The organism is Candidatus Palauibacter australiensis (genome assembly GCA_026705295.1).
Classification (GTDB): domain Bacteria; phylum Gemmatimonadota; class Gemmatimonadetes; order Palauibacterales; family Palauibacteraceae; genus Palauibacter; species Palauibacter australiensis.
This window is the reverse complement of sequence record JAPPBA010000072.1, coordinates 25,148-45,041: the sequence shown is the minus strand read 5'-3', so window position 1 is coordinate 45,041 and position 19,894 is coordinate 25,148. Positions and strand designations below refer to the sequence as shown.

Here is a 19,894-nt window from a genome sequence, read left to right as displayed (position 1 = left end):
CCCGTCGCGGTCAGCCCGTCGCGTCGCGCAGGGCCGTCAGGTGCGAGACGACGTTGCGTCCCAGTTCGTCGGGATTGTAACCGCCCTCGAGGAAGGAGACCACGCGGTTTCGGGCTGTGGCCCGCGTCCGTCCCAGGATCTCGTGCGTGAGGGTGTCGAAGTGCGCCGGGGTGAGGGTGAAACCTCCCAGCGGATCCTCCGCCCCCGCGTCGAACCCGGCGGAGATGAGCGTGAGGTCGGGCTCGAAGCGGGCCAGTGCCCGATCGACGCCGTCGAGCAGGGTCTCCACGTAGCGCTCGGGCGGAAGACCCTCGTGCATGGGCAGGTTCAGCGTCGTCCCTGCTCCCGCCCCCCGTCCCCGTTCGGCGGCGGACCCGGTGCCGGGGAAGAGGGGGTGCTGGTGCATCGAGAGGAAGAAGACGGAGGGGTCGTCGTAGAAGATGTCCTGGGTCCCGTTCCCGTGGTGCACGTCCCAGTCCACGATCAGCACCCGTTCAACTTCCGGCCGCGCCAAGGCGTGCCGCGCGGCTACGGCGATGTGGTTGAAGAGGCAGAAGCCCATGGCCCGGTCGGGCGTCGCGTGATGCCCCGGCGGGCGCACAGCGCAGAAGGCGGCGCGGCACATGCCGTCGAGGACCGCGTCCACCGCCGCGACTCCGCACCCGGACGCCGCGACGGCGGCGTCCCAGCTTCCCGGCGAGACCGGCGTATCGGGATCGATGCGCACGATCCCTCCGCTCTCGATGGACCGGTCGCAGACCGCCCGCACCCGTTCCACATGTCCCGGCGTGTGGGCCCGTTCCAGTGCGGCGACGTCCGCCGGAGGCGGCATGACGGGGAGGACATCCTGGTGAAGATCGGGCAGCGCCCGCTCGAGCGCGCTCATGAGGGCACGGAGCCGTCCCTGGTGCTCCGGGTGACCCCAGCCCGTGTCGTGCCGGCTGCAGTCGGGATGCTGAAACAGACCGACCTGCTTCAGCGCCGCCGCCTCAAGCTGGCAGCGCGGCGTTTTGCCACGAGCTTCTACGTCGCGAAGGTCGCGAGGCTCTGTCCCTCGGGACCTTCCCGCAACTCCCGGAGCGCCCGGTCCCGAAGCTGCCGGACGCGTTCGCGCGTCACGCCCAGCAGGCGGCCGATCTGCTCCAGCGTGTGCGGGTCCTCGCCCTGCAGTCCGTAGTACAGCCGGACGACGCGCGCGTCGCGGGGCCGCAGGCGGCGCAGACCCTCGGCGATGTGCCGCTTCAGCATGCGCTGTTCGACGACTTCCTCGACGTCCGTTTCGTCCGCGAGAAACCGCTCGGCGAGGTCGCTGTCGTCGGCGGCCCCGATCCGCGCGTCGAGTCGAACCTCGCGCGCGTTCAGCCTCCGCAGCAGCGCGACCGTGGGCATCGTCAGCCCCGTCTCGTCCGCAAGCTCCTGATCGCTGGGCTCGCGGTCGAGGGTCTGACGCAGTTCGCCCCGCGCGCGGATCATGCGCGCCAGCTCGGTCGCCCGGTTGAGAGGCACGCGCACGGGCCTGCCCTGCTTCGCGATGGCGGACAGGATCGCCTGACGAATCCACCACACGGCGTAGCTGATGAACTTCACGCCGTGGTCCGGGTCGAACTTCCGGGCAGCGATGACCAGGCCGACGTTCCCCTCCTGGATGAGGTCGAGGAAGCTCAGCCCCTTGTTGCGGTAACGTCGGGCGACGGAGATGACGAAGCGCAGATTCGCGCGGATGAGACGGTCGAGGGCGGAGGTGTCGCCGCTGCGAGCCGAGCGGGCGGTCTCACGTTCCTCGCTGGGGCTCAGGAGCGGATAGCGACCCAGCTCCTCGAGGTAGCGTTCAAGGATGTTCGGCGACAAACCCTCGCGATCCATCGCAACTTCCTCTCTCTGCGGGACGTCGACCCGGTCAGGCTGTCGGCCCGATCCAACGATTCCGGCTCCGTCGCGCACGGACCATCCGACGCTTCGATGAAGCTAAACGCGAACCGGCCACCCCGCAAAATGGGGGAGCGAGACGCGGGGCGGTGCGTCAGAACCGGCCGCGAGCGCGTTCGCGGGCCGGGAGGACTTCGAGGCAGGTGGTCCACCAACCCGTGAGGATCGTCTCCACGAACTCCTCCGGCAGTTCTTCGTCGCGCATCTCGGCTGCGAGGCGCTCGTGATCGTAGCCCACCGACACGAACTCGAGACTTGGCGGAGCCCCCGTGTCGGCGCCGAAATCGAGCAGTGCATACCACACCTCCGTCCGCCCGTCATTCGCGGGCCGGCCCAGCACGCCGACGTTGGCGAACAGCCCGACACCGGGCAGCGAGCGCTTCCACGGGATCCCGGTATGGGTCGCGAGCACGATGTCCGCCTCGTACTCGCGGGCGACCCACGTCAGGAACTGCGTCGAGGTCGCGGATTCCCAGAGGAATTCGTTCATGCGCCGGGGGCTGCCGTGGCACATGAGCACCCGCGTGCCGTTCACCTTGAGGCGGATCTCTCCGGGGAGGCGGCCCATCCAGCGGCGCCACCGCTCGTGCGTGTTCCGGAACGTGTAGCGGTACGAGAGCCGTGCGAAGTGGTTGTCGCGCGGGTCGGTGTAGCCGCACTGGCAATCGTCGAGGCCGCGCGCGATCGAATCGTCGTAGTTCCCGCGCAGGACGCGGATATCGTGGTCGACGAGGAGCGGGAAGACCCGGTCCGGGTGGGGGCCGAACGCCCCCAGGTCGCCCAGGCAGTAGAGCGCTTCCGCCCCCCGCGCCGTGGCGTCCTCGATCGCGGCCGCCAGCGCCAGGTGGTTGCTGTAGACACCCCCGAAGACGGCGATCCGGCGCGGCTCAGGAGACATCCTGCCCGATGCCCCCGTAGTTGGAGCAGATCGCGCCGTGCAGCCAGCACGTGTAGCACGCGGACTCGTCGAGCCGCACCGGGCGGGAGGCTTCCTCCAGCGTCGAACCCATGCGCGCCGCCGGCGTCTCGATGAGGATGGGACACGCGTAGATGCCGCGGTTCGTCACGACCCGGCTCGACGCGCAGAGCAACTGGTTTTCCTCGTACTCCTCCATCATCGCCTCCGTCACGCGCTCCTCATCCGTGTAGGGGCGTATGCGGTCCGCCTCGCGTCCGATGCGGAGCGACGGAAGGATCTTGAGCCGCGGGTTCTCGTAGCCGAGCGCCCGAAGCCGGGCGACGAACGCCTGCCGCACCTCCTCGTCCCGTTCCGGTTCCCACACCTGCGTGGCGGTGATGATGGGAAGGAACCCCTCCTCGAGCAGCTTGCGGACGCCGTCCATGGCGCGATCGAAGGTGCCGTCCCCCCGGATGGGGTCGTTTGTCTCGGGCGACGGCCCATCGAGGGAGACGCGCATCTCGAGCGAGTAGCTCGCCGCGCGGGCGGTGCGGGCGATGGGCTTCAGGGCCCGCGCGGGGAGCAGGGTCCCGTTCGTCAGCACGGAGGCCGGCCCCCGCTCCAGGGTCCGTGCCAGCATGGCGGGGAGGTCGGGGTGCATGAAGGGTTCGCCGCCGGTGAAGTAGTACTCCTTGACGCCCCACTTCTCCGAGCGCCGGAGCCAGTCCTCGACCTCGGCGAGCGAGAGGAACTCGAAGCTGTCGTTGTCCGGGGCGCAACTGATGAAGCAGTGGATGCAGCGCAGGTTGCAGATCGTCCCGGTGACCTGGAACCAGAGTGTGTCCAGGTGGTCCAGCCGTACGAGGGGCGCATCCGGGCGCGGATCCGCAGCCAGTCCTGCGCCGTTCGACGCGGGCGCGGGCGAGTGGATCTTCCGCGCTCTCGCGATGTCTCGCTGTGGTTCGATCGGCAGCGCCGATCCAGGCATGAGATGAACCTCTTGCGGGTGGTCTGGCCGTTGATTCTACCGCGAGCGCCGGGGCGCGCGCGACCTGGCAGCCCGTCGCAAAGGCCCCGCCGCCTTCGAGTCGCAAATGTATCTCAGGCCGCGAGGACGGCCTTCAGGTCAGGAGCGGGTGCCTCGAGTCGAGCCGTGCCTCCACTTCCTCCTCCGCGGCTTCTATCAGCGCCAGCACCGGCTTCGGATCGCGCGGTGCGGAAGGTTCGAAGGAGAAGATGCGCAGCACGCGCGCCGAGTGGTGCAGGGAACGCCCGAGCCGCGGGATGTCGATGAGGCCCCGCTCGCCCAGCGCGGTCAGCCGGCGGACCTCTCCGTCGTTCCGCACGAGGAGCAGGTTGAGTTCGAGCATGCCGGGGTAGCTCGGATAGTCGAGCATCACGGCGCCCTCGGAGAGCCCCCACTCGAGGGCCATGCGCCGCTCGAGCGCGGCCACGAGGTCCGGGCGCCGCGACGGCCACGACGACAACGCGTCGGGAAGCTGGTCGCCCGTCAACTCCACGAGCCGCTTCGGAAGGCGCCGGTCGACGAGCGCCCGCAGCAGCTTCGCCGCCCGGCCGACAGCGGACGCGCGGTCGTAGCCCGCGCCCGCCGACGACCGGTCGATGCGCCGGCCGATGAGCGCGAGCAGTTCCTCGTCGCTGGGCCCCGCCAGGTCCTCGGAGGCGAGCAGGCCGCTGTCGAGCGCCGTCTGGACGAGGCGCACGAAGGTCAGCGTCGCGGCGCGCACGGCGTGGTGCCAGTAGACGTTGCGGAACATCTGGTACTTCGAGAAGAGGAGCGTCTCCAGCGCGCTGAGTCCCTTCTCGCTGACCGCGAGTTCGAGCGGATGTCCGGCCCCTTCGCGAGCGAGGGTGAGCGCGGGGAGGAGACGGTCGACATCCACGGCTCCGTACGGCACGCCGCAGAAGAGCGAATCGCGCCGGAGATAATCGATCTTGTCGAGGTCCAGCGATCCCGAGATCAGCCCCTGCAGCGGGTGGCCGGACTGACCGCGGATGAGGGCGCCGATGCGGCCTGGGGCATCCGCGCCGTGCCGCTCCAGGACGCGTCGGATGGGGTCCGCCGCCATGAAGCGCGCCGCGATCTCCTCATGGTCTCCCGGGATGGCGCTCGGACCGAGTTCCTCCACCGCGTGCGAGAAGGCGTAGTGCCCGACATCGTGGAGGAGGGCGCCGAGACGAACGACCGGCAGTTCGCCCATGTCCTCCGCATCCAGCGCCTCGAGGTGTCCGTCGCGCTCCAGGCGGGAGATGGCCCGCGAGACGAGGTGATAGACGCCGAGGGCGTGCAGGAAGCGGTTGTGGACGCCGCCGGGATACACGAGGTGCGCGAAGCCGAGTTGCTTGACCCGCCGCAGGCGCTGGAACTGGGGCGCGTCGAGAATCTCGGCCGCGTCCCCCTCCACGCGGACGTTCCCCCACAGGGGATCTCGGATGGTTCGTATTCTGGCCATGGGCGTCGCTGAACATGATCCGCACAGCGTTCAACGGCCAATCAACCGAGCCGGCGGCATGTGGCCCGCGGCATGCGGCCAGTTGGAGGTGCCGGCGGTGTTGCGGCGCGGACGGGGCACTTGCGAGCTTGCCAGACCTTGGCTGTCGGGTTCCTCCGCCGCGGGCGTCCGCAAGGAACTCCGAAGCGGGAACCGGCTGAACGGGAGGCGGCGTGGAGATCAAACGCGACCGGATGGTTCACCTCGGGTACGCGAAGTACTGGCGCTCCGACCAGATCGTCGGGCTGCTCCCGATCGAGGAGGATCGGGGACCCGGCCGGCGCACGGAGGTCTTCGTCGCGAGCCGGTCCGAGCCCGTCACGGCGTCCCGGTCCGAGGCTTCGATCCTCCGGGACATGGCGTCGCTCCCGGACGAAGCCCGGGTCGCCGAGGCCGGCTCCATCGCCGAGGACCTCGTGGGTGCGCTGCGCGACCTGTCGCCGGTGCTCAAGCGGATGCTGAAGAACGAAGAGAGTTTCGACGTCGAGTACTGGGCCGGCCGACTGCGGCGCGTCATGGAGTCGGACGATGATGGGCAGGAGGACCTCTTCGGCTGACGGGGGACGGGTGGCCGCCGCCTTGGCGGTCGCCGTGGCAGCGCTCTGCTTCGCCTCCCGGTCCGGAGCCCAGGAGATCCCCGCACCGCCGACCGCGGCCCGGCAGGCCGGGGCCTCCGAGGGTTGGAATTCCGAGGCGGCCCTTCTCCTCATCGAGCGGGCGATCGATGCGCGGCGGCACGCGTGGGCCGACAGCTCGCTCGAACGATTTCGGGCCGACGTGCAGGGGCACGTGTACTACCTCGGCGACATCCTCGGGGAACGGCACGTCATCCGCGCGGACCAGCTCGCGCTGGATGTGCGCTGGCAGCGGCCGGACCGCTCGATGCAGACGATCGTCGGGCGCCGGCACGAACTCCGGCTGCCCACGACCATCGATTACCACCTCGACCACCTCTTTCTCGTCCTCGACAACTTCCCGGACCGGATCCGGATCGGAGAGGGCGACGAGATCCGGGACGTGCTTCACCCCGCGGGGTCGGGCGCGCGCGAGTTGTATGAATACCGACTCGCCGACTCGCTCGAGATCCGGCTCCGCGACCGAACCGCGCGGGTCTTCGAACTGGAGGTCCGTCCGCGCGACGGAGCGGACGCGGCCGCCGTGGGATCGCTCTTCGTCGAGCGGGAGACGGGGGCCATCGCGCGGATGCGGATCACGTTCACGCCCGCCGCCTATCAGGATCCGCAGATCGTGCGGCTCGTCGTCGACCTGCGCTCGGCCCTGCAGGAGGGCCGCTACTGGCTGCCCGACGAGCAGGCGGTCGAGATCGTGCGCTCGCTTCCCTGGCTCGACTTCCCGCTCGGAACGCTCGTCCGAACCCGCCTCCGCGTCCTCGACTACGACTTCGACGAGGGAGCGCTCTTCGGGCTCGGACGGGGAGCGCTCATCTACAGCCTTCGCGACGAGGAGCTGGCCCGCTTCGATGCATGGGAAGACCCGCTCCACGGGGGATCCCTCGAGGAAGGAAGCACCGATGGCGACCTGGGCGAGGCCGTCGCCGACGCACGCGAACTCCTGCTGCGGCGGACTCTGCTCGGGGGCCGAAGTTGGCAGCTTGCGCTTCCGAACGCGTCGGGGGCCATCCGCGCGCGGCGTTCCGAGGGGCTGTTCGTCGGGGCCGGAGCCGCCTACCGGCCGAACGATCTCACGCAGGTGTCGTTCCGGGGCGGCCACGCGATCGGGGAGGCACGGCCCCAGGCAAGCCTTGGACTGCGGCGGCGGCTGGGGGAGGTCGACGTGGAGGTCGACGGCTGGCTGCGGGTTCATCGCGACGTGGGGCGCCCCGCAGGCGTGGGACTGCTGCGGACGCTTGCCCTCCTCGCCAGCGGCGAGGACTACGAGGACCCCTACCTCACCACCGGCACCCGGATCGGGCTCGCCCATCGCGACGGTCCCGTCCACTGGCGTGTGGGCGCGTCGCTCGAGCGCCATCGGAGCGCCGGGCTGGTCGTCGGGACCGCGCCGCTCGGAGATCGGCCGCTTCGCCCCGTGCGCCCGGTCGACGAAGGGGAACGGGCCCGGCTCGATGCCGGGCTGACGGTGGAACTCCGGAGCGGTCCGGGCGCGCGGTGGAGGCTGGAACTCGCGGGAGAAGCGGCGCCGAGCGGCGTTGGGGACTTCGGCTACACGCGCGCCACGGTCGCGCTGCGGGCCCGGGGAAGCCCGGGCGGCGCGTGGAACTGGGCGAGCGACGTGGAGTTCGGTCTTGCTGGCGGGGAGTTGCCGACCCAGCGCCTCTTCCTGCTCGGGGGGCGCGGTTCGCTGCCGGGCTACGAGTTTCGCGGCTGGGGCGGGGACCGTATGGCGCTGTGGCGCGCCGAGTTGTCGCGCGCCGTCGCGTCCCCGTGGGTGCGGTTGCGCGCCATCGGAGCCGCTGGCGGGACCGGGCTCGGCCGCCCCGGAGAAGGCGCCGCCCGCCGATTCGGCGTGGGCGGAAGCGAGGGGCTGCGCGCCTCGGCCGGCCTCGGCCTGGGACTTTTCTACGACATCCTTCGCCTCGACGTCATGCGCGGCCTGCTCGGCGATCCATCGCCCGGCGGGAGCCCGGGGAAGTGGGTCGTCCTCCTCTCCGTGGACCCCCGATTCCTCAGGATCCTCTAAACCCGGAACGATTATCCATCTTGTTTCGGCTCGCGCGAGATGACAGGATTCAGATTGGGTTGACGTCCCCTGATTCCCGGGGCGACGCGCATGGAACGCACGGTCTCCCGCTTGAGGTTCGCCCATGAGTGACGCCGAGATCACGACCGAGACTCCAACCGGTCATTCCCGCAGGACGTTCATCAAGGGGGTCATCGCGACCGGTGCGGTGGTCTCCTCCTCCAGCCACCTCTTCCGGGCCCGGAGCCTGTCGGCGAGTGCGGCGGTGCGGGCGTCGATGCCCCGCATGATCTCGCTGAACGTGAACGGGGTGTCGCGTTCGGTGGATGTCATGCCGCAGGAGACGCTGGCCATGACGCTTCGGTACAAGCTGGGGCTCACCGGCACGAAGCTCGGGTGCGATCGCGCGGAGTGCGGCGCCTGTACGGTGCTCATCGACGGGGTCTCGCACTACGGCTGCTCGATGCTGACGAACGCGGTGCGTGACCGGTCCGTGAGGACGATCGAGGGGCTCGAGAGCGCGGACGGGACGCTGCACCCGGTGCAGCAGGCCGTGATCGACGAGGGCGGATTCCAGTGCGCTTTCTGCGCGCCCGGCTTCATCATGAGCATGGTCGCGCTGACGAACGAGAACCCGGAGCCCACCCGCGAGGAGGCCGCCGAGGCCCTCTCCGGCAACCTCTGCCGCTGCGGGGACTACAACAAAATCCTGAACTCCGCCATGCGTGCCGCCGAGTACGCGCGGCGCATGGTGTGAGGGGAGGACGATCATGGCGCTAATCGGACAGGATATTTCGCCGCCGGATCTGCGCGCGAAAGTCACGGGACGAGCAAAGTACGCGGAGGACTTCAGGGCCGAGGGCATGGTCTTCGCCAAGCTCCTCCTGAGCCCCATGCCGCACGCGCGCGTGCGCAACGTGGACGCGAGCCGCGCGCTCGCCATGCCCGGCGTGCTCGGGATCCTGCGGGCGAGTGAGGTCAATCAGCCCGAGGCACCGGGCGAGGCGGCGCTCACGGATGAGCCGAAGTACGTGGGCGAACCCATCCTGGCGCTGGCGGCGGTGGACGAGACGACGGCGGCGGACGCGATCGAGGCGATCGACGTCGACCTCGAGCCGCTCCCGTTTGTGGTCGATCCGCTCGACAGCCTGCGCCCCGGGGGTCCGGACGCCCGGCTCGACGGCAATGTGATGCGCTTCGGAGAGGACGGGCGGGAAATCGTCCCCTTGAAGTGGTCCCAAGCGGAGTTCGACGCGGCGGAGGCCGAGAATCGGCTGCCGATGGGCGAGCCGGACGCCAGTTGGGATCACGGCGACCTCGAGGCTGGCTTCGCCGCCGCAGATTACGTACTCGAGGACACGATCGTTCACCAGTCGCTGACCCACCACCCCATGGAGCCCCGCAGCTCCATGGCGTACTGGGAGGACGGTCGCTGCTACCTCTACGGCTCGACGCAGAGCACGCAGCAGACGCACCGGGCGCTGGCGAATCAGCTCGATCTCGACCCCGAGGACATGGTGTTCGTCGGCCAGTACTGCGGCGGCGGCTTCGGGTCGAAGATTCGGGGTGCGACGATCTACCAGGTCACGGCGCTCCTCGCGAAGAAGATCCAGCGGCCGGTGATGATGCGGATCAACCGCTACGAGGAGAACTACATCGGGCGCGCCCGCCCCGGTTTCCAGGCCTGGGTGAAGATGGGGTTCCGGAACGACGGGAAGATCACCGCGATCGACCTCTACATCGTGCAGGACCACGGACCCTACTCGCGCTCGGGCGACTACAACACGGCCGGCATGGTCACCGACCTCATGTACCAGCCCGACGCGATGCGCTTCCGCGGCGTCGGGGTCTACACGAACACGCCGCCGCGGGCGGCGCAGCGGGCCCCGGGCGGCGCGCAGATCGTCGCGATGCTCGAGCCGCTCGTCGACAAGGCGGCGCGCGAACTGGGCATCGACCGGGTGGAGATCCGGAAGATGAACGCCCCTACGCACGACTCGCAGTTCGGGCCGCAACGGGCGACGACGACGAGCGCCTTCGTGCGCGAGGCGATCGATGTGGGCGCGGCGCAGTTCGACTGGGCCGGCAAGCAGGCGCTCAGCGGACAGCGGAACGGAACGAAGGTCACGGGGGTCGGCGTGGGCGTGAGCCCGTACGTCGGCGGCTCGTCGGGGTTCGACGGGCTCCTCCTGATCCGTCCCGACGGGAAGCTGTACATCCACCAGGGGATCGGGAACCTCGGCACACACTCGATGGCGGACACGGCCCGAGCGGCGGCGGATGAACTCGGCCTCGAGTGGGACGACTGCGCGGTCATTTGGGGCGACAGCTCGCAGCACCACCCGCACAGTGCAGTGCAGGCGGGAAGCCAGACGATCCACGCGCACACGCGCGCCAACTACGCCGCCGCACTCGACATGAAGCGGAAGCTGCAGGAGGTCGCGGCCGCCGCGCTGGGTGGCTCGGCGAGCGCCTACCGCGTCGAGGGTGCGCGCGTGACCGGACCGGGAGGCTCGATGAGCTTCGCGCAGGCCGCGGAGCGCGCCATCGCGATGGGCGGCGAGTACTCCGGCCAGGAGTTGCCGGAGGATATCAACGACTACACGCGGGCCTCCGCCACGCAGCTCGCGGGCCAGGGGCTGATGGGAGTGGCGCGGGACAACTTCTCGCACGAGGGCTCGACGTGGTCGTGGGTCGTGGGCTTCGCCGTCGTCGAACTCGACGTCGAGACGGGCGACGTAACGATCGTCGATTTCACGGGATCGGCGGACTGCGGCGTCGTCGTGCACCCGCGCAGCCTCGCGGCGCAGATCCACGGCGGCTGCGTACAGGGCTTCGGTCAGGCGCGCAGCCAGAAGTGGGTGTACGACCCGAAGTGGGGCGTGCCGTTCGCCCACCGGCTCTACACCGCGAGGCCGCCCGGAATACTGGATGTCCCGCCTTCGATGGACTGGGCGGCGGTCGGCGAGCCCGACCCGCAGACGCCGATCGGCGCCAAGGGAATCGGCGAGCCCCCCGTCGGCGCCGGCTCAGCGGCGGTGACTTCCGCGATCGCGGACGCGCTGGGCGGCGCTTGCCTGTGCCGAATCCCGTTGACCGCCGATGTGATCCTGGCCGAGCTGGAGGGTAGAGCCCAGCCGCACGCACTCACCGAGATCCACAGCTAGGGGAGATAGGACGATGGCCGTGATTCGCGACATGATGCCCGCGTTCGAGCTCTTCCAGCCGACGAGCGTGGACGAGGCGCTGGACGTGCTCGAGCGCCACGACAACACCTGGGTCCTGGCCGGCGGCCTCGACTCGATGGACTGGTTCAAGGACCGCATCAAGCGGCCCGACGTCGTCGTCGAACTCGGCTCCGTGAGCGAGCTGACCGGCATCCGTTCGAGCGGGGACGGGATTGAGATCGGCGCCATGACGTCGTTGCGCGACGTGGTGGCGAGCGAGGACGTGCAGGCCCGCTTCGGACTCCTCGCCGACGCCGCCGCCCAAGTGGCGACGCCCCAGATCCGGAACCAGGGGACGCTGGGCGGCAACCTCATCCAGGACACCCGCTGCTGGTATTACCGGGGCGGGTGGCCGTGCTACCGCGCGGGCGGGAACATCTGCTACGCCGGGACACCCCGCTCGATGAACCGCGAGCACGCCGTGACCGGACAGAGCCGCTGCGTGGCGGTGAACGGCGCGGACACGGCCGGGGCGCTCGTCGCGCTCGGCGCGCAGATGCTGGTGCGGAGCGCGGGCGGCGAGCGCGTCTACGAGGCCGAGGACTTCTTCGTCGGCCCGGAGATCGACATCGAGCGCATGACCGTGCTGGAGCCGGGAGATCTCCTGACGCACGTGCGCATCCCCGGCGACTGGGCGGGCGCGCGCTTCTACTGGGAGAAGGTCCGCGACCGGAAGTCGTGGGACTGGGCGCTGGCCAGCGTGGCCGCAGCGATCGTCGAGTCGAACGGCACGATCGAGCGCGCCCGGATCGCGCTTAACGGCGTGGCCCCGACGCCGGTGCGGCTGACCGACGTCGAGGACCTCATCCAGGGGATGCCGGCGAACGACGACACCGGCATGGCGGCCGGCGAACTCGCTACGCGCGGCTTCAAGCCGCTGCGCCACAACGACTACAAGGTACCGCTCGCGCGGAATCTCGTTCGGCGCGCGGTGCGGGGAGACGCGGCCTAGCGTCCCGGAAAGGAGACCGCCTGGATGGAGATTCTCCGTACTGCGCCGAATCCGTGGGGCCAGGAGGTACTCGTCGGCGTCGCCTGGGATCTGCTCTGGGCCGCCGCCATCGCCGGCTTCCTGTTCGTGGTCGGGCACCACCTGTACGTCTGGATCATGGCGCCCAAGGCTCCGAAGACCGCGCCTGAGCCGGCCCCCGACGTGCCCGAGCGGGTGGAGCGCCACTCACAGGCGTCCCGGACGTTCCACTGGCTCATGGCGGCGACGATGCTCACGCTGCTCGTCACGGCGTTCTTCCCCGTGATCGGCGTCCAGTTCGCCTGGGTCACCATTCACTGGATCGCCGGCGTCGTCCTCACCCTCCTCATCATCTGGCACATCATCCACGCGACGACGAAGCAGGACTTCTGGTCGGTGTGGACCGGGACGAAGGAGATCGGGCAGGCGTTCCAGGCGGTCGGGAAGTTCCTGCGCCGCCAGCCGGCCAAGGAGGAGCGGTCCGGCAAGTACCCCCTCGACCAGCGGGCCTACCACAACGCGGTCACGCTCGTCTCGGGCGGGGTCATCGTCACGGGGATCCTCATGATGGTGGGGGTCGACACGTGGTTCTGGGCGAGCAACCCGTACTTCCTCTCCGACTCCACGTGGGGCCTCGTGTTCGTCCTGCACGGGCTGTGCGGCGTCGGGCTCGTCACGATGGTCATCGCCCACGTCTACTTCGCCATCCGGCCCGAGAAGCGCTGGATGACCCGCTCCATGATCAAGGGCTGGATCACGCGCGAGGAATACCTCGAGCACTACGACCCGGACCTCTGGAAGCTGGGGACGGAGCCGGCCGGGGCCGAGATGGCGGGGGGGAGCGCGTCGTCCGCGGACGCCGACGGGGTCGTGCCCGCTTGAGCCGCGAGGAGCTGAAGGCTCACATCGAGGTGCTCGAAAAGGCGTACGAGTTCTTCCTCTCCTACGCCGCGCTCGGCGCCGAGCGTGAGGAAGCCTCGAAGGTCGGCGGGCAGTTGCGGGAGTACCTGAGCCGCGCGGACGCCGCCCTCCGGGCGCTGGCGGACGACCTCGGCGGCCTGGTCGCGGCGGAGGGGCTCGAACCGGCGGGCGTCTACGGCGAGATGATCGACGTGACTTCGGCCGATGCCGCGCGGGCCGGGGCGGCGGTCCGGATCGTCCTCGCCCAGGAGACGATCAGTTCGCAGTTGATCGACAACCTCAACGCCTCGTCCCACCTGAGGGCGCTCCTCACCGACCTCTTCCTCCTCGACGACGTCGTCTGACCCGCGCGGAGAGCCCACTGCCGCGCACCATGCTGCCCCCGGCCGCTACCCGTCCGTGCGCGCGAAGGTGAAGGTGCCGATGGGCTGGTCGGAGAAGGGGCTCTCGCCCCGCAGGCTGTGGATCGGTTCCTTCGGCTGGGTGTCGTCGTTGGCCGAGGTGTAGTTGGGGCCGCTGTCCGTCCCGGCATCGTAGGGGTAGAGGACGACCTCGAGTTCCTCGATCCAGTTTCCCTCGTCGTCCCGTAGCGAGAGTCCCGACACGCCCACGAACCAGTCCGGGCTCGGGGCGATCATCGTGACGAGGGTGACGAGCGGAAACTCCTCCCGCAGCGCGATCGCCTGAATCGTCGTGCTCCCGGGGCTGCGGATCCCGGACCCGTTGACGACCGCCAGCGCGTCTCCCGGGATTTCGGCCTGGATCTCTGCGGTCAGCGTGGACGTGCCGCCCGTCTCGGCCATGCTTTCGACCCCCGGCGTGGCGGTGCCGTCCCGGGCCCAGAAGGTCACGCCGGCCTTGTGCACGGCGCCGATCAGCGGCGAGAAATGGGCCCCGCCCGGAAAGTTCGTCGGGTGCGTCGACGCGCTCCACGTCGCCTCGAAGACCACGCGGTACGTCGCCGTGGTCGCCGCGACCGGGGGCGGCGGTGGTGGCGGTTGAGGCTCCGGGCCCGGTCCGGGATCGGTCCCGGCACCCCCGCACCCCGCCATCGCGGCGAGAGCGACCGCGCCCACCACCGGCCGAAGCCACGCATGTCGACACTTCGCAACCGTGGGAATCATGGTGGCTTTAACCGCCCGAGTCCGCCGAAGGTTCCGGGTTCCCCCGGGAGAAGTCGGCGGCGACTCAGGCGCTGGCGTGCCAAGCGGCCAGGACCTCGGCTTCCAACTCGGCGGGGAGGCCCGCTCGAGGCTCGCCGCGGCGTTCCTCGGGAAGCGAGTTCCACCACTCGACCGTGTCGCGCGCGGTGTCGGCGAGCGGGCGGAACGTGAGCCCGGCCTGCACGGCGGCGGCGACGGAAACCTGGTTCATGCCGACCGTTTCCCCTTCGGGCGGCGTCCAGTTCGTCATGTGCATCCAGGGCGCCACTTCCTGCTCCGCCATGAACTCCGTCGGTACCCAGGTGAACGTGGCGTCGGAGCCGAGCGCGCCGCGGATCTCCTCCAGCATGGCGCCGAACTGCTGCACCTCGCCCGTGGCGTTGTACGTGCCTCCGTTCCCGGGGCCCTCGACGAGCCGCACGATCCACTCGGAGAGGTCGCGCGCGTCGACGTTCTGCACCGGGTCGGCGGGGGTGTTGGGGGCGAGCACTTCCCCTCCGCGGTCGACGCGGACCGGCCAGTACGTCCAGCGGTCCGTGTTGTCGCCGGGCCCGACGATGAGCCCCGGACGCACGTTGATCGCGTTCTCGCCGAAGGCGTCGCGCGCGTACTGCTCGCAGCGCGCCTTCCTCGGCCCGTAGCCTCCGTCGTCCTCGGCCTCGTCGGGCGACAACTGCCCGACGTGATAGTCCTCGTCGATCCCGACCTGGGCGAAGTCCGCGTAGGCGGAGATGGAGGAGACGAAGAGGTAGCGGTCGACCTGGTCGCGCAGGAGTTCGGTCGTCGATGCGACCCAACTCGGGTAGGAGGCGGAGTTGTCGATGACGGCATCCCACTCTCTGCCCTCGAGTGCCGACAGATCGCTGGTCCGGTCACCGATCAGGTGCTCGACACGCTCGAAGTAGTCGTGGTAGAACGGGGGCGCGGTCTGCCCGCGCGTGAAGATCGACACCTCGTGGCCCCGGTCGAGCGCGTATTTCACCTGGTGCGGACCGATGAAGCGGGTGCCGCCGAGGATGAGGATGCGCAGCGGGCCTCCCTCGCTCCCCGCGCAGGCGGCCGAGCCGAAGGCGCCGAGTACGCCGAGCGCCCCGCCGGCCCGGGCGGACGTCTTCATGAATTCTCGTCGAGTCTGGTTCCACGCCATCGTGATCTACTCCCTTTCTGTGCCCTCTCCTGTGCCTTCCTCGTCCGGCGCCCTCTCTTCGGCGCGGGGTCCGGACCAGCCGTACGCGTGCGCCACCGTGATCGCGATCTCCGACGCGAGTTCGCTCCCCGAGTCGGAGTTCGTCATCACGAAGACGCCGTTGTCGCCGTCGATGTACGCCGCGAACGTGCAGCGGAACCCCTGGTTCGAGCCGCCGTGCCGGAAGCGTTCGCCGTCCCCGGAGATCGCCGGGCCCAGCCCCCAGTCGTCGGCGTCGGGCGTCAGCATCTCGCGCGCGAGCGCTTCGCCCAGCACGCCGGTTGACTCCCCCCTCCAGGCACGCTGCATCTCCCGGGCGTAGAGCGCGAGTTCGCTCGGCGTCGTCCACAGCCCGGCGGCCGCCTGTTCCGGATAGGTATGCCACCCGCCGGGAACCCGGTCGCCGTTCGGCCGGTAGCCCGTCGCGATGTCGTCCCGGCGCTCCGGGGGGATTGGCTGCTCGTACGTTGAACGCGCCATGCCGATCGGGTCGAGCACCTCCTCGCGCATGACCTCGGCGAACGGCGCGCCGCGGACGTCCGCCACGAGTTGCTGCATGACGGTGTAGCCGCCGCCGGAGTAGCGCCAGCTCTCCTCCGGCGCCTTGTAGACGCGCACAGGGTCCGTGTTGCCGTGGCCGTCGAGGACGCCCGGCCCGTCCGGCGCCTCCTCGTCCGGCCCGTACCCGGGGAAGCCCCACACGGTGAGGCCGGCCCGGTGCGTGAGGAGCCCCCGCAGGGTGACGGGCGCCTGCTCCGTGAACTCGTTCTCGGGCACTTGCCAACTCGTGAGGTAGGCGTTGACGTCGCCATCGAGGTCGACGCGGCCCGATTCGACGAGCCGCAGCGCGGCGAGCGCCGCCACGGGCTTGGAGATGGAGGCGGCCTGGAAGAGCGTGTTCGGCGTCACGGGCCGGCCCGATTCGACGTCGGCGAGCCCGTAGCCGCGGGCCCAGGCGATCTCGCCGTCGACCAGGACGGCGACGCTCACGCCGGGCACGCCCAGGTCGGCCATGCGGTCGGCGAGCGGGCGCCGCGCGACGGGCTCGCCGCGAATCGTGAAGACCGGCATCAGCGACGACTCGACGACTGCCTGGGGGGATCCGTCCGCGGCCCCCTCCGGCACGGTACTGTCGGGCGTGGGCGGCGGCGCGCACGCAAGCGCCCACCCGAGAGCGCACGACGTCCAGGCGATGAGGGCGATCCGGGCTGTCTTCACGGCCCCTTCCCGAATTTGCAGTCGTACCAGCTGCGGCCGATCCCGAGGTCCACGCGCAGGGGAACCGTCAACTCGATGGCCCCCTCCATCTCCTCGCGCACGGTCCGGCCGATCGTTTCAACATCGGACTCCGGGGCCTCGATGAGCAACTCGTCGTGCACCTGGAGCAGCATGCGGGCTCCGCTCCCCGCGAGACGTTCGTGCAGCCGGATCATCGACACCTTGATCAGGTCCGCCGCGGATCCCTGGATGGGGGAGTTCGTCGCGGTCCGCTCGCCGTAGCCGCGGATCCCGGGGTTCCTGGACCGGATTTCGGGGATGTAGCGGCGGCGCCCGAACAGCGTCTCGACGTAGTTCCGGTCCCGCGCCACTTCCTTCATCTCCTCCAGGTAGGCCGCGACGCCCGCGAACCGCTCGAAGTACCCGGCGATGAACTCGCTCGCCTGCGTCCGCGAGATCCCGAGCTGCTGGGCGAGGGCGAACGGGCCCTGGCCGTAGATGGTGGCGAAGTTGATCGTCTTCGCCTGCTCGCGCATGGTCGGCGTGACGTCATCCGGCTCGACCCCGAAGATCCGGGCCGCGGTCTCCCGGTGAATGTCCCGCTCCGCCCGGAACGCCTCCACGAACGCCTCGTCCCCGGAGAGATGGGCCATGACCCGGAGTTCGATCTGGGAGTAGTCCGCTCCTACGAACCGATGGCCGGGGGCGGCGACGAATCCCTTCCGGATCTCGCGCCCCAGCGCCCGCCGGATCGGAATGTTCTGGAGGTTCGGGTCCGAGGAGGAGAGTCGGCCCGTGGCGGCGACCGTCTGGTTGAAGCGGGTGTGGATGCGTCCCCGGCCGTCGATGAGCCGCGGGAGCACGCTCACGTACGTGCCGTCCAGCTTGTCGAGCTCCCGGTGTTCGAGGATGAGGCGCGGGAGTTCGTGGCCCATGGCGGCGAGTTGCTCGAGCACGGACTCGTCCGTCGAGGGGCCCGTCTTCGTCTTCTTGAGGACGGGCAGCGCGAGCCGGTCGAAGAGAAGCTCCCGCATCTGCGGGACGGAACGGAGGTTGACCTCGGTCCCGGCGATCTTGTGGATCTCCGAGCGCACGGCGTCGAGATCGCGGCGCAGACGGGCCCGCAAATCGCCGAAGAAGTCGAGGTCGAGCGCGATGCCGGCCCGCTCCATGCTCGCGAGGACGGTGACAAGCGGCATCTCGACCTCGCGGAAGAGGCGGCCCATGCCCGTTCGCACGAGGTCGGCCTCGTCGACCTTCGCGAGGCGGTGCAGGAGCGCGGCGCGCGGTCCGGCCCACTCGGCGACGCGCTCGGGCTCGATCGATGCCAGCGGAAGCCGGTTCCGTCCGGTGCCCGTGACGGCGTCGCCCGTCTCGAGGGCGACGCCGAGGCGGTCGGGAGCGAGGGTGGAGAGGGCGCGGTCGCGCCGGGCCGGATCGAGGCAGTAGGAGGCGATCTGCGTGTCGAACGCGACGCCGCCGTCAAGGCCCCCCAACTCGACGCCGTGCCGCCGCAGGAGCTGGGCGGCGTACTTGAGATCGTGCCCGAGTTTCGGTGCCTCCGAGGCCAGCAGGTCGTGCAGCCCTCGCATGTCGGACGACGACATCTCCGGCAGACCGACGGGCTCGCCCGCATCGAAGGCGAGCGTCGGGTTTCCCGCCGCGTCGTGCTGGACTTCCGGGGCCCGGTGCCCGAGTGGCAGGTAGAAGGCGCGGTCCTCGGAGGCGGCGAGCGCCAGACCGACGAGGGCGGCGCCGAGCGGATCTTCGGAGCTGCCCGCGACGCAGAGTCCGATGCGCGGAGCCCGGGAGCACTCGGCCAGCACGGCGCCCAGCCGATCCGTGTCGGCCACGACGTCCACTTCCGGGGCGAAGCGCTCGGCCTCCGTCGCCGGCGCCTCCAGTTCCCTCAGCAGGTTGTGAAACTCCAGGTCACGGAAGACGGACGCGGCCCTTTCGGTATCGAGCGGCCGCGACCGGAGGCTCTCGAGATCGAGGTTCACGGGCGCGTCGGTGCGGATCGTCACCAGTTGCCTGGAGCGCCGGGCGTCATCCGCATGCTTGAGAATCGCGTTTCGGGCCCGGGCCGCCGTGATCTCCTCCGCTCGCGCGAGGATGGCCTCGAGGTCGCCGAACTGCCGGATGAGGGCGGGCGCGATCTTTTTCCCGATGCCGGGCACGCCGGGGACGTTGTCGGATGAGTCGCCGAGCAGAGCCAGAAAGTCGGTCACGCGCTCCGGGGGCACGCCGAAGCGCTCCTCGGCGTTGTCCGGCGTCACCCACACCTGATCGACTCCGGCGGGCCCCCCTCGGCCCGGATTGAGCAGCGCGGTGCGGTCGTCCACGAGCTGATGGAAGTCCTTGTCTCCGGAGACGATAATGGTGCGCAGACCCTGTCCCGCGGCCTTCTGCGCGAGGGTCCCGATCACGTCGTCCGCTTCCCACCCTTCCGCCTCGATGACGGGCACCCGGAAGGCGGCGAAGATCTCCCGGCACCGGGGGAGGGATGCCCGGAGCTCTTCGGGCATCTTCTCTCGCGTGGCCTTGTATTCCGGGTAGATGTCGGTGCGGAAGCTGTCGCCGGCATCGAACGCGACGCCGAGATAGTCGGGTGCGTGATCCGCGATCAACCGCATGAGGAAGCGGGCGATGCCGTAGGGGGCCGACGTGTTTTCGCCGCTCGAAGTGGTGAGCGGCCGGTTGATCATGGCGAAGAACGCACGGTAGATGAGCGCGTAGCCGTCGAGCAGGAAGAGCGACGGACCAGCGGCCCGCGAGGGCTTCACGACGCCTGGCGCCGCCACATGGAGTTCACCGGCCGTCCGGGATGGTCAACATGGCATCTATGTATGGTGGAGGGGGCCGTCCGTGGCAAAGTCCGGCGACGAAAAAGCGCCCCGCCGGGAGGGGCGGGGCGCGTGAAGCTCCGGCTCGGCTACGGCGTCCGGTCAGGCAGTGCGCACGACGCGGGTCGCGTGCAGGCCCTTGTCGCCCTGCGTGAACTCGTAGTCCACTTCCATCCCTTCGACGAGCGTCTTGTACCCGTCCATGTCGATGGACGAATAGTGGACGAAGACGTCATCGCCGCCGTCGGGCTGCTCGATGAAACCGTACCCCTTGGAGTCGTTGAACCACTTGACCGTACCTGATGGCATCCTGCCTCCTGCGTACCTCGGTGATGGGCGTTGCGGGCGCTCCGCGCAGCCGATTGTGC

General features: G+C 69.9%; 17 protein-coding genes. 7 read left to right on the top strand and 10 right to left on the bottom strand.

Going from position 1 to position 19,894, the window contains the following annotated elements:
* Nucleotides 1-10: 10 nt before the first annotated feature.
* The 5 genes from OXN85_05280 to OXN85_05260 all read right to left on the bottom strand — a co-directional run bounded on the left by OXN85_05280 (nucleotide 11) and on the right by OXN85_05260 (nucleotide 5,298).
* Nucleotides 11-964, bottom strand: coding sequence for a histone deacetylase (locus OXN85_05280; GenBank protein MCY3599362.1), 954 nt, complete (start codon nucleotides 962-964; stop codon nucleotides 11-13).
* A gap of 59 nt (nucleotides 965-1,023) precedes the next feature.
* The gene (locus OXN85_05275; protein MCY3599361.1) at nucleotides 1,024-1,863 is read right to left on the bottom strand and encodes an RNA polymerase sigma factor RpoD/SigA; all 840 of its coding nucleotides are present in this window, start codon (nucleotides 1,861-1,863) and stop codon (nucleotides 1,024-1,026) included.
* A 157-nt stretch (nucleotides 1,864-2,020) separates the two neighbouring features.
* On the bottom strand, nucleotides 2,021-2,824 hold the full coding sequence (locus tag OXN85_05270; protein ID MCY3599360.1) for a metallophosphoesterase family protein: 804 nt from the start codon (nucleotides 2,822-2,824) through the stop codon (nucleotides 2,021-2,023).
* Nucleotides 2,814-3,812 (bottom strand): radical SAM protein, encoded by a 999-nt coding sequence (locus OXN85_05265; GenBank protein ID MCY3599359.1) that lies wholly within the window; start codon nucleotides 3,810-3,812, stop codon nucleotides 2,814-2,816. The genes OXN85_05270 and OXN85_05265 overlap by 11 nt, the downstream gene beginning before the upstream one ends.
* Nucleotides 3,813-3,945: 133 nt before the next feature.
* Nucleotides 3,946-5,298: an HD domain-containing protein gene (locus tag OXN85_05260; protein MCY3599358.1), complete on the bottom strand. Its 1,353-nt coding sequence runs from the start codon at nucleotides 5,296-5,298 to the stop codon at nucleotides 3,946-3,948.
* A gap of 212 nt (nucleotides 5,299-5,510) precedes the next feature.
* Here OXN85_05260 and OXN85_05255 point away from each other — a divergent pair, with 212 nt between their 5' ends.
* From OXN85_05255 to OXN85_05225, 7 genes are all read left to right on the top strand, one after another.
* A complete protein-coding gene (locus OXN85_05255; GenBank protein ID MCY3599357.1) occupies nucleotides 5,511-5,894 on the top strand; it encodes a hypothetical protein in 384 nt (127 codons plus the stop codon).
* The gene (locus OXN85_05250) at nucleotides 5,866-7,995 is read left to right on the top strand and encodes a hypothetical protein (protein ID MCY3599356.1); all 2,130 of its coding nucleotides are present in this window, start codon (nucleotides 5,866-5,868) and stop codon (nucleotides 7,993-7,995) included. Before OXN85_05255 ends, OXN85_05250 begins: the two co-directional genes overlap by 29 nt.
* Nucleotides 7,996-8,119: 124 nt before the next feature.
* Entirely contained in the window at nucleotides 8,120-8,752 is a 633-nt protein-coding gene (locus OXN85_05245) for a (2Fe-2S)-binding protein (GenBank protein MCY3599355.1), read from the top strand.
* A 13-nt stretch (nucleotides 8,753-8,765) separates the two neighbouring features.
* Nucleotides 8,766-11,162: a xanthine dehydrogenase family protein molybdopterin-binding subunit gene (locus OXN85_05240; protein MCY3599354.1), complete on the top strand. Its 2,397-nt coding sequence runs from the start codon at nucleotides 8,766-8,768 to the stop codon at nucleotides 11,160-11,162.
* Between the two features lie 13 nt (nucleotides 11,163-11,175).
* A complete protein-coding gene (locus tag OXN85_05235) occupies nucleotides 11,176-12,174 on the top strand; it encodes a xanthine dehydrogenase family protein subunit M (protein ID MCY3599353.1) in 999 nt (332 codons plus the stop codon).
* Nucleotides 12,175-12,198: 24 nt separating this feature from the next.
* Nucleotides 12,199-13,074 carry a cytochrome b/b6 domain-containing protein gene (locus tag OXN85_05230; protein ID MCY3599352.1) on the top strand — a complete coding sequence of 292 codons (876 nt, stop codon included), beginning with the start codon at nucleotides 12,199-12,201 and terminating at the stop codon, nucleotides 13,072-13,074.
* Entirely contained in the window at nucleotides 13,071-13,457 is a 387-nt protein-coding gene (locus OXN85_05225) for a hypothetical protein (GenBank protein ID MCY3599351.1), read from the top strand. The genes OXN85_05230 and OXN85_05225 overlap by 4 nt, the downstream gene beginning before the upstream one ends.
* A 45-nt stretch (nucleotides 13,458-13,502) precedes the next feature.
* Here the strand turns inward: OXN85_05225 and OXN85_05220 are convergent, their stop codons facing one another.
* The 5 genes from OXN85_05220 to OXN85_05200 all read right to left on the bottom strand — a co-directional run bounded on the left by OXN85_05220 (nucleotide 13,503) and on the right by OXN85_05200 (nucleotide 19,835).
* Nucleotides 13,503-14,237: a spondin domain-containing protein gene (locus OXN85_05220; GenBank protein ID MCY3599350.1), complete on the bottom strand. Its 735-nt coding sequence runs from the start codon at nucleotides 14,235-14,237 to the stop codon at nucleotides 13,503-13,505.
* A gap of 64 nt (nucleotides 14,238-14,301) precedes the next feature.
* Nucleotides 14,302-15,393: an NAD-dependent epimerase/dehydratase family protein gene (locus tag OXN85_05215; GenBank protein ID MCY3599349.1), complete on the bottom strand. Its 1,092-nt coding sequence runs from the start codon at nucleotides 15,391-15,393 to the stop codon at nucleotides 14,302-14,304.
* 36 nt (nucleotides 15,394-15,429) lie between these two features.
* Nucleotides 15,430-16,680 (bottom strand): serine hydrolase, encoded by a 1,251-nt coding sequence (locus tag OXN85_05210; GenBank protein MCY3599348.1) that lies wholly within the window; start codon nucleotides 16,678-16,680, stop codon nucleotides 15,430-15,432.
* Nucleotides 16,677-19,484, bottom strand: coding sequence for a DNA polymerase I (polA, locus tag OXN85_05205; GenBank protein MCY3599347.1), 2,808 nt, complete (start codon nucleotides 19,482-19,484; stop codon nucleotides 16,677-16,679). Before polA ends, OXN85_05210 begins: the two co-directional genes overlap by 4 nt.
* 144 nt (nucleotides 19,485-19,628) lie before the next feature.
* Nucleotides 19,629-19,835, bottom strand: a complete 207-nt coding sequence (locus OXN85_05200) for a cold-shock protein (GenBank protein MCY3599346.1) — start codon at nucleotides 19,833-19,835, stop codon at nucleotides 19,629-19,631.
* Between the last annotated feature and the right edge of the window lie 59 nt (nucleotides 19,836-19,894).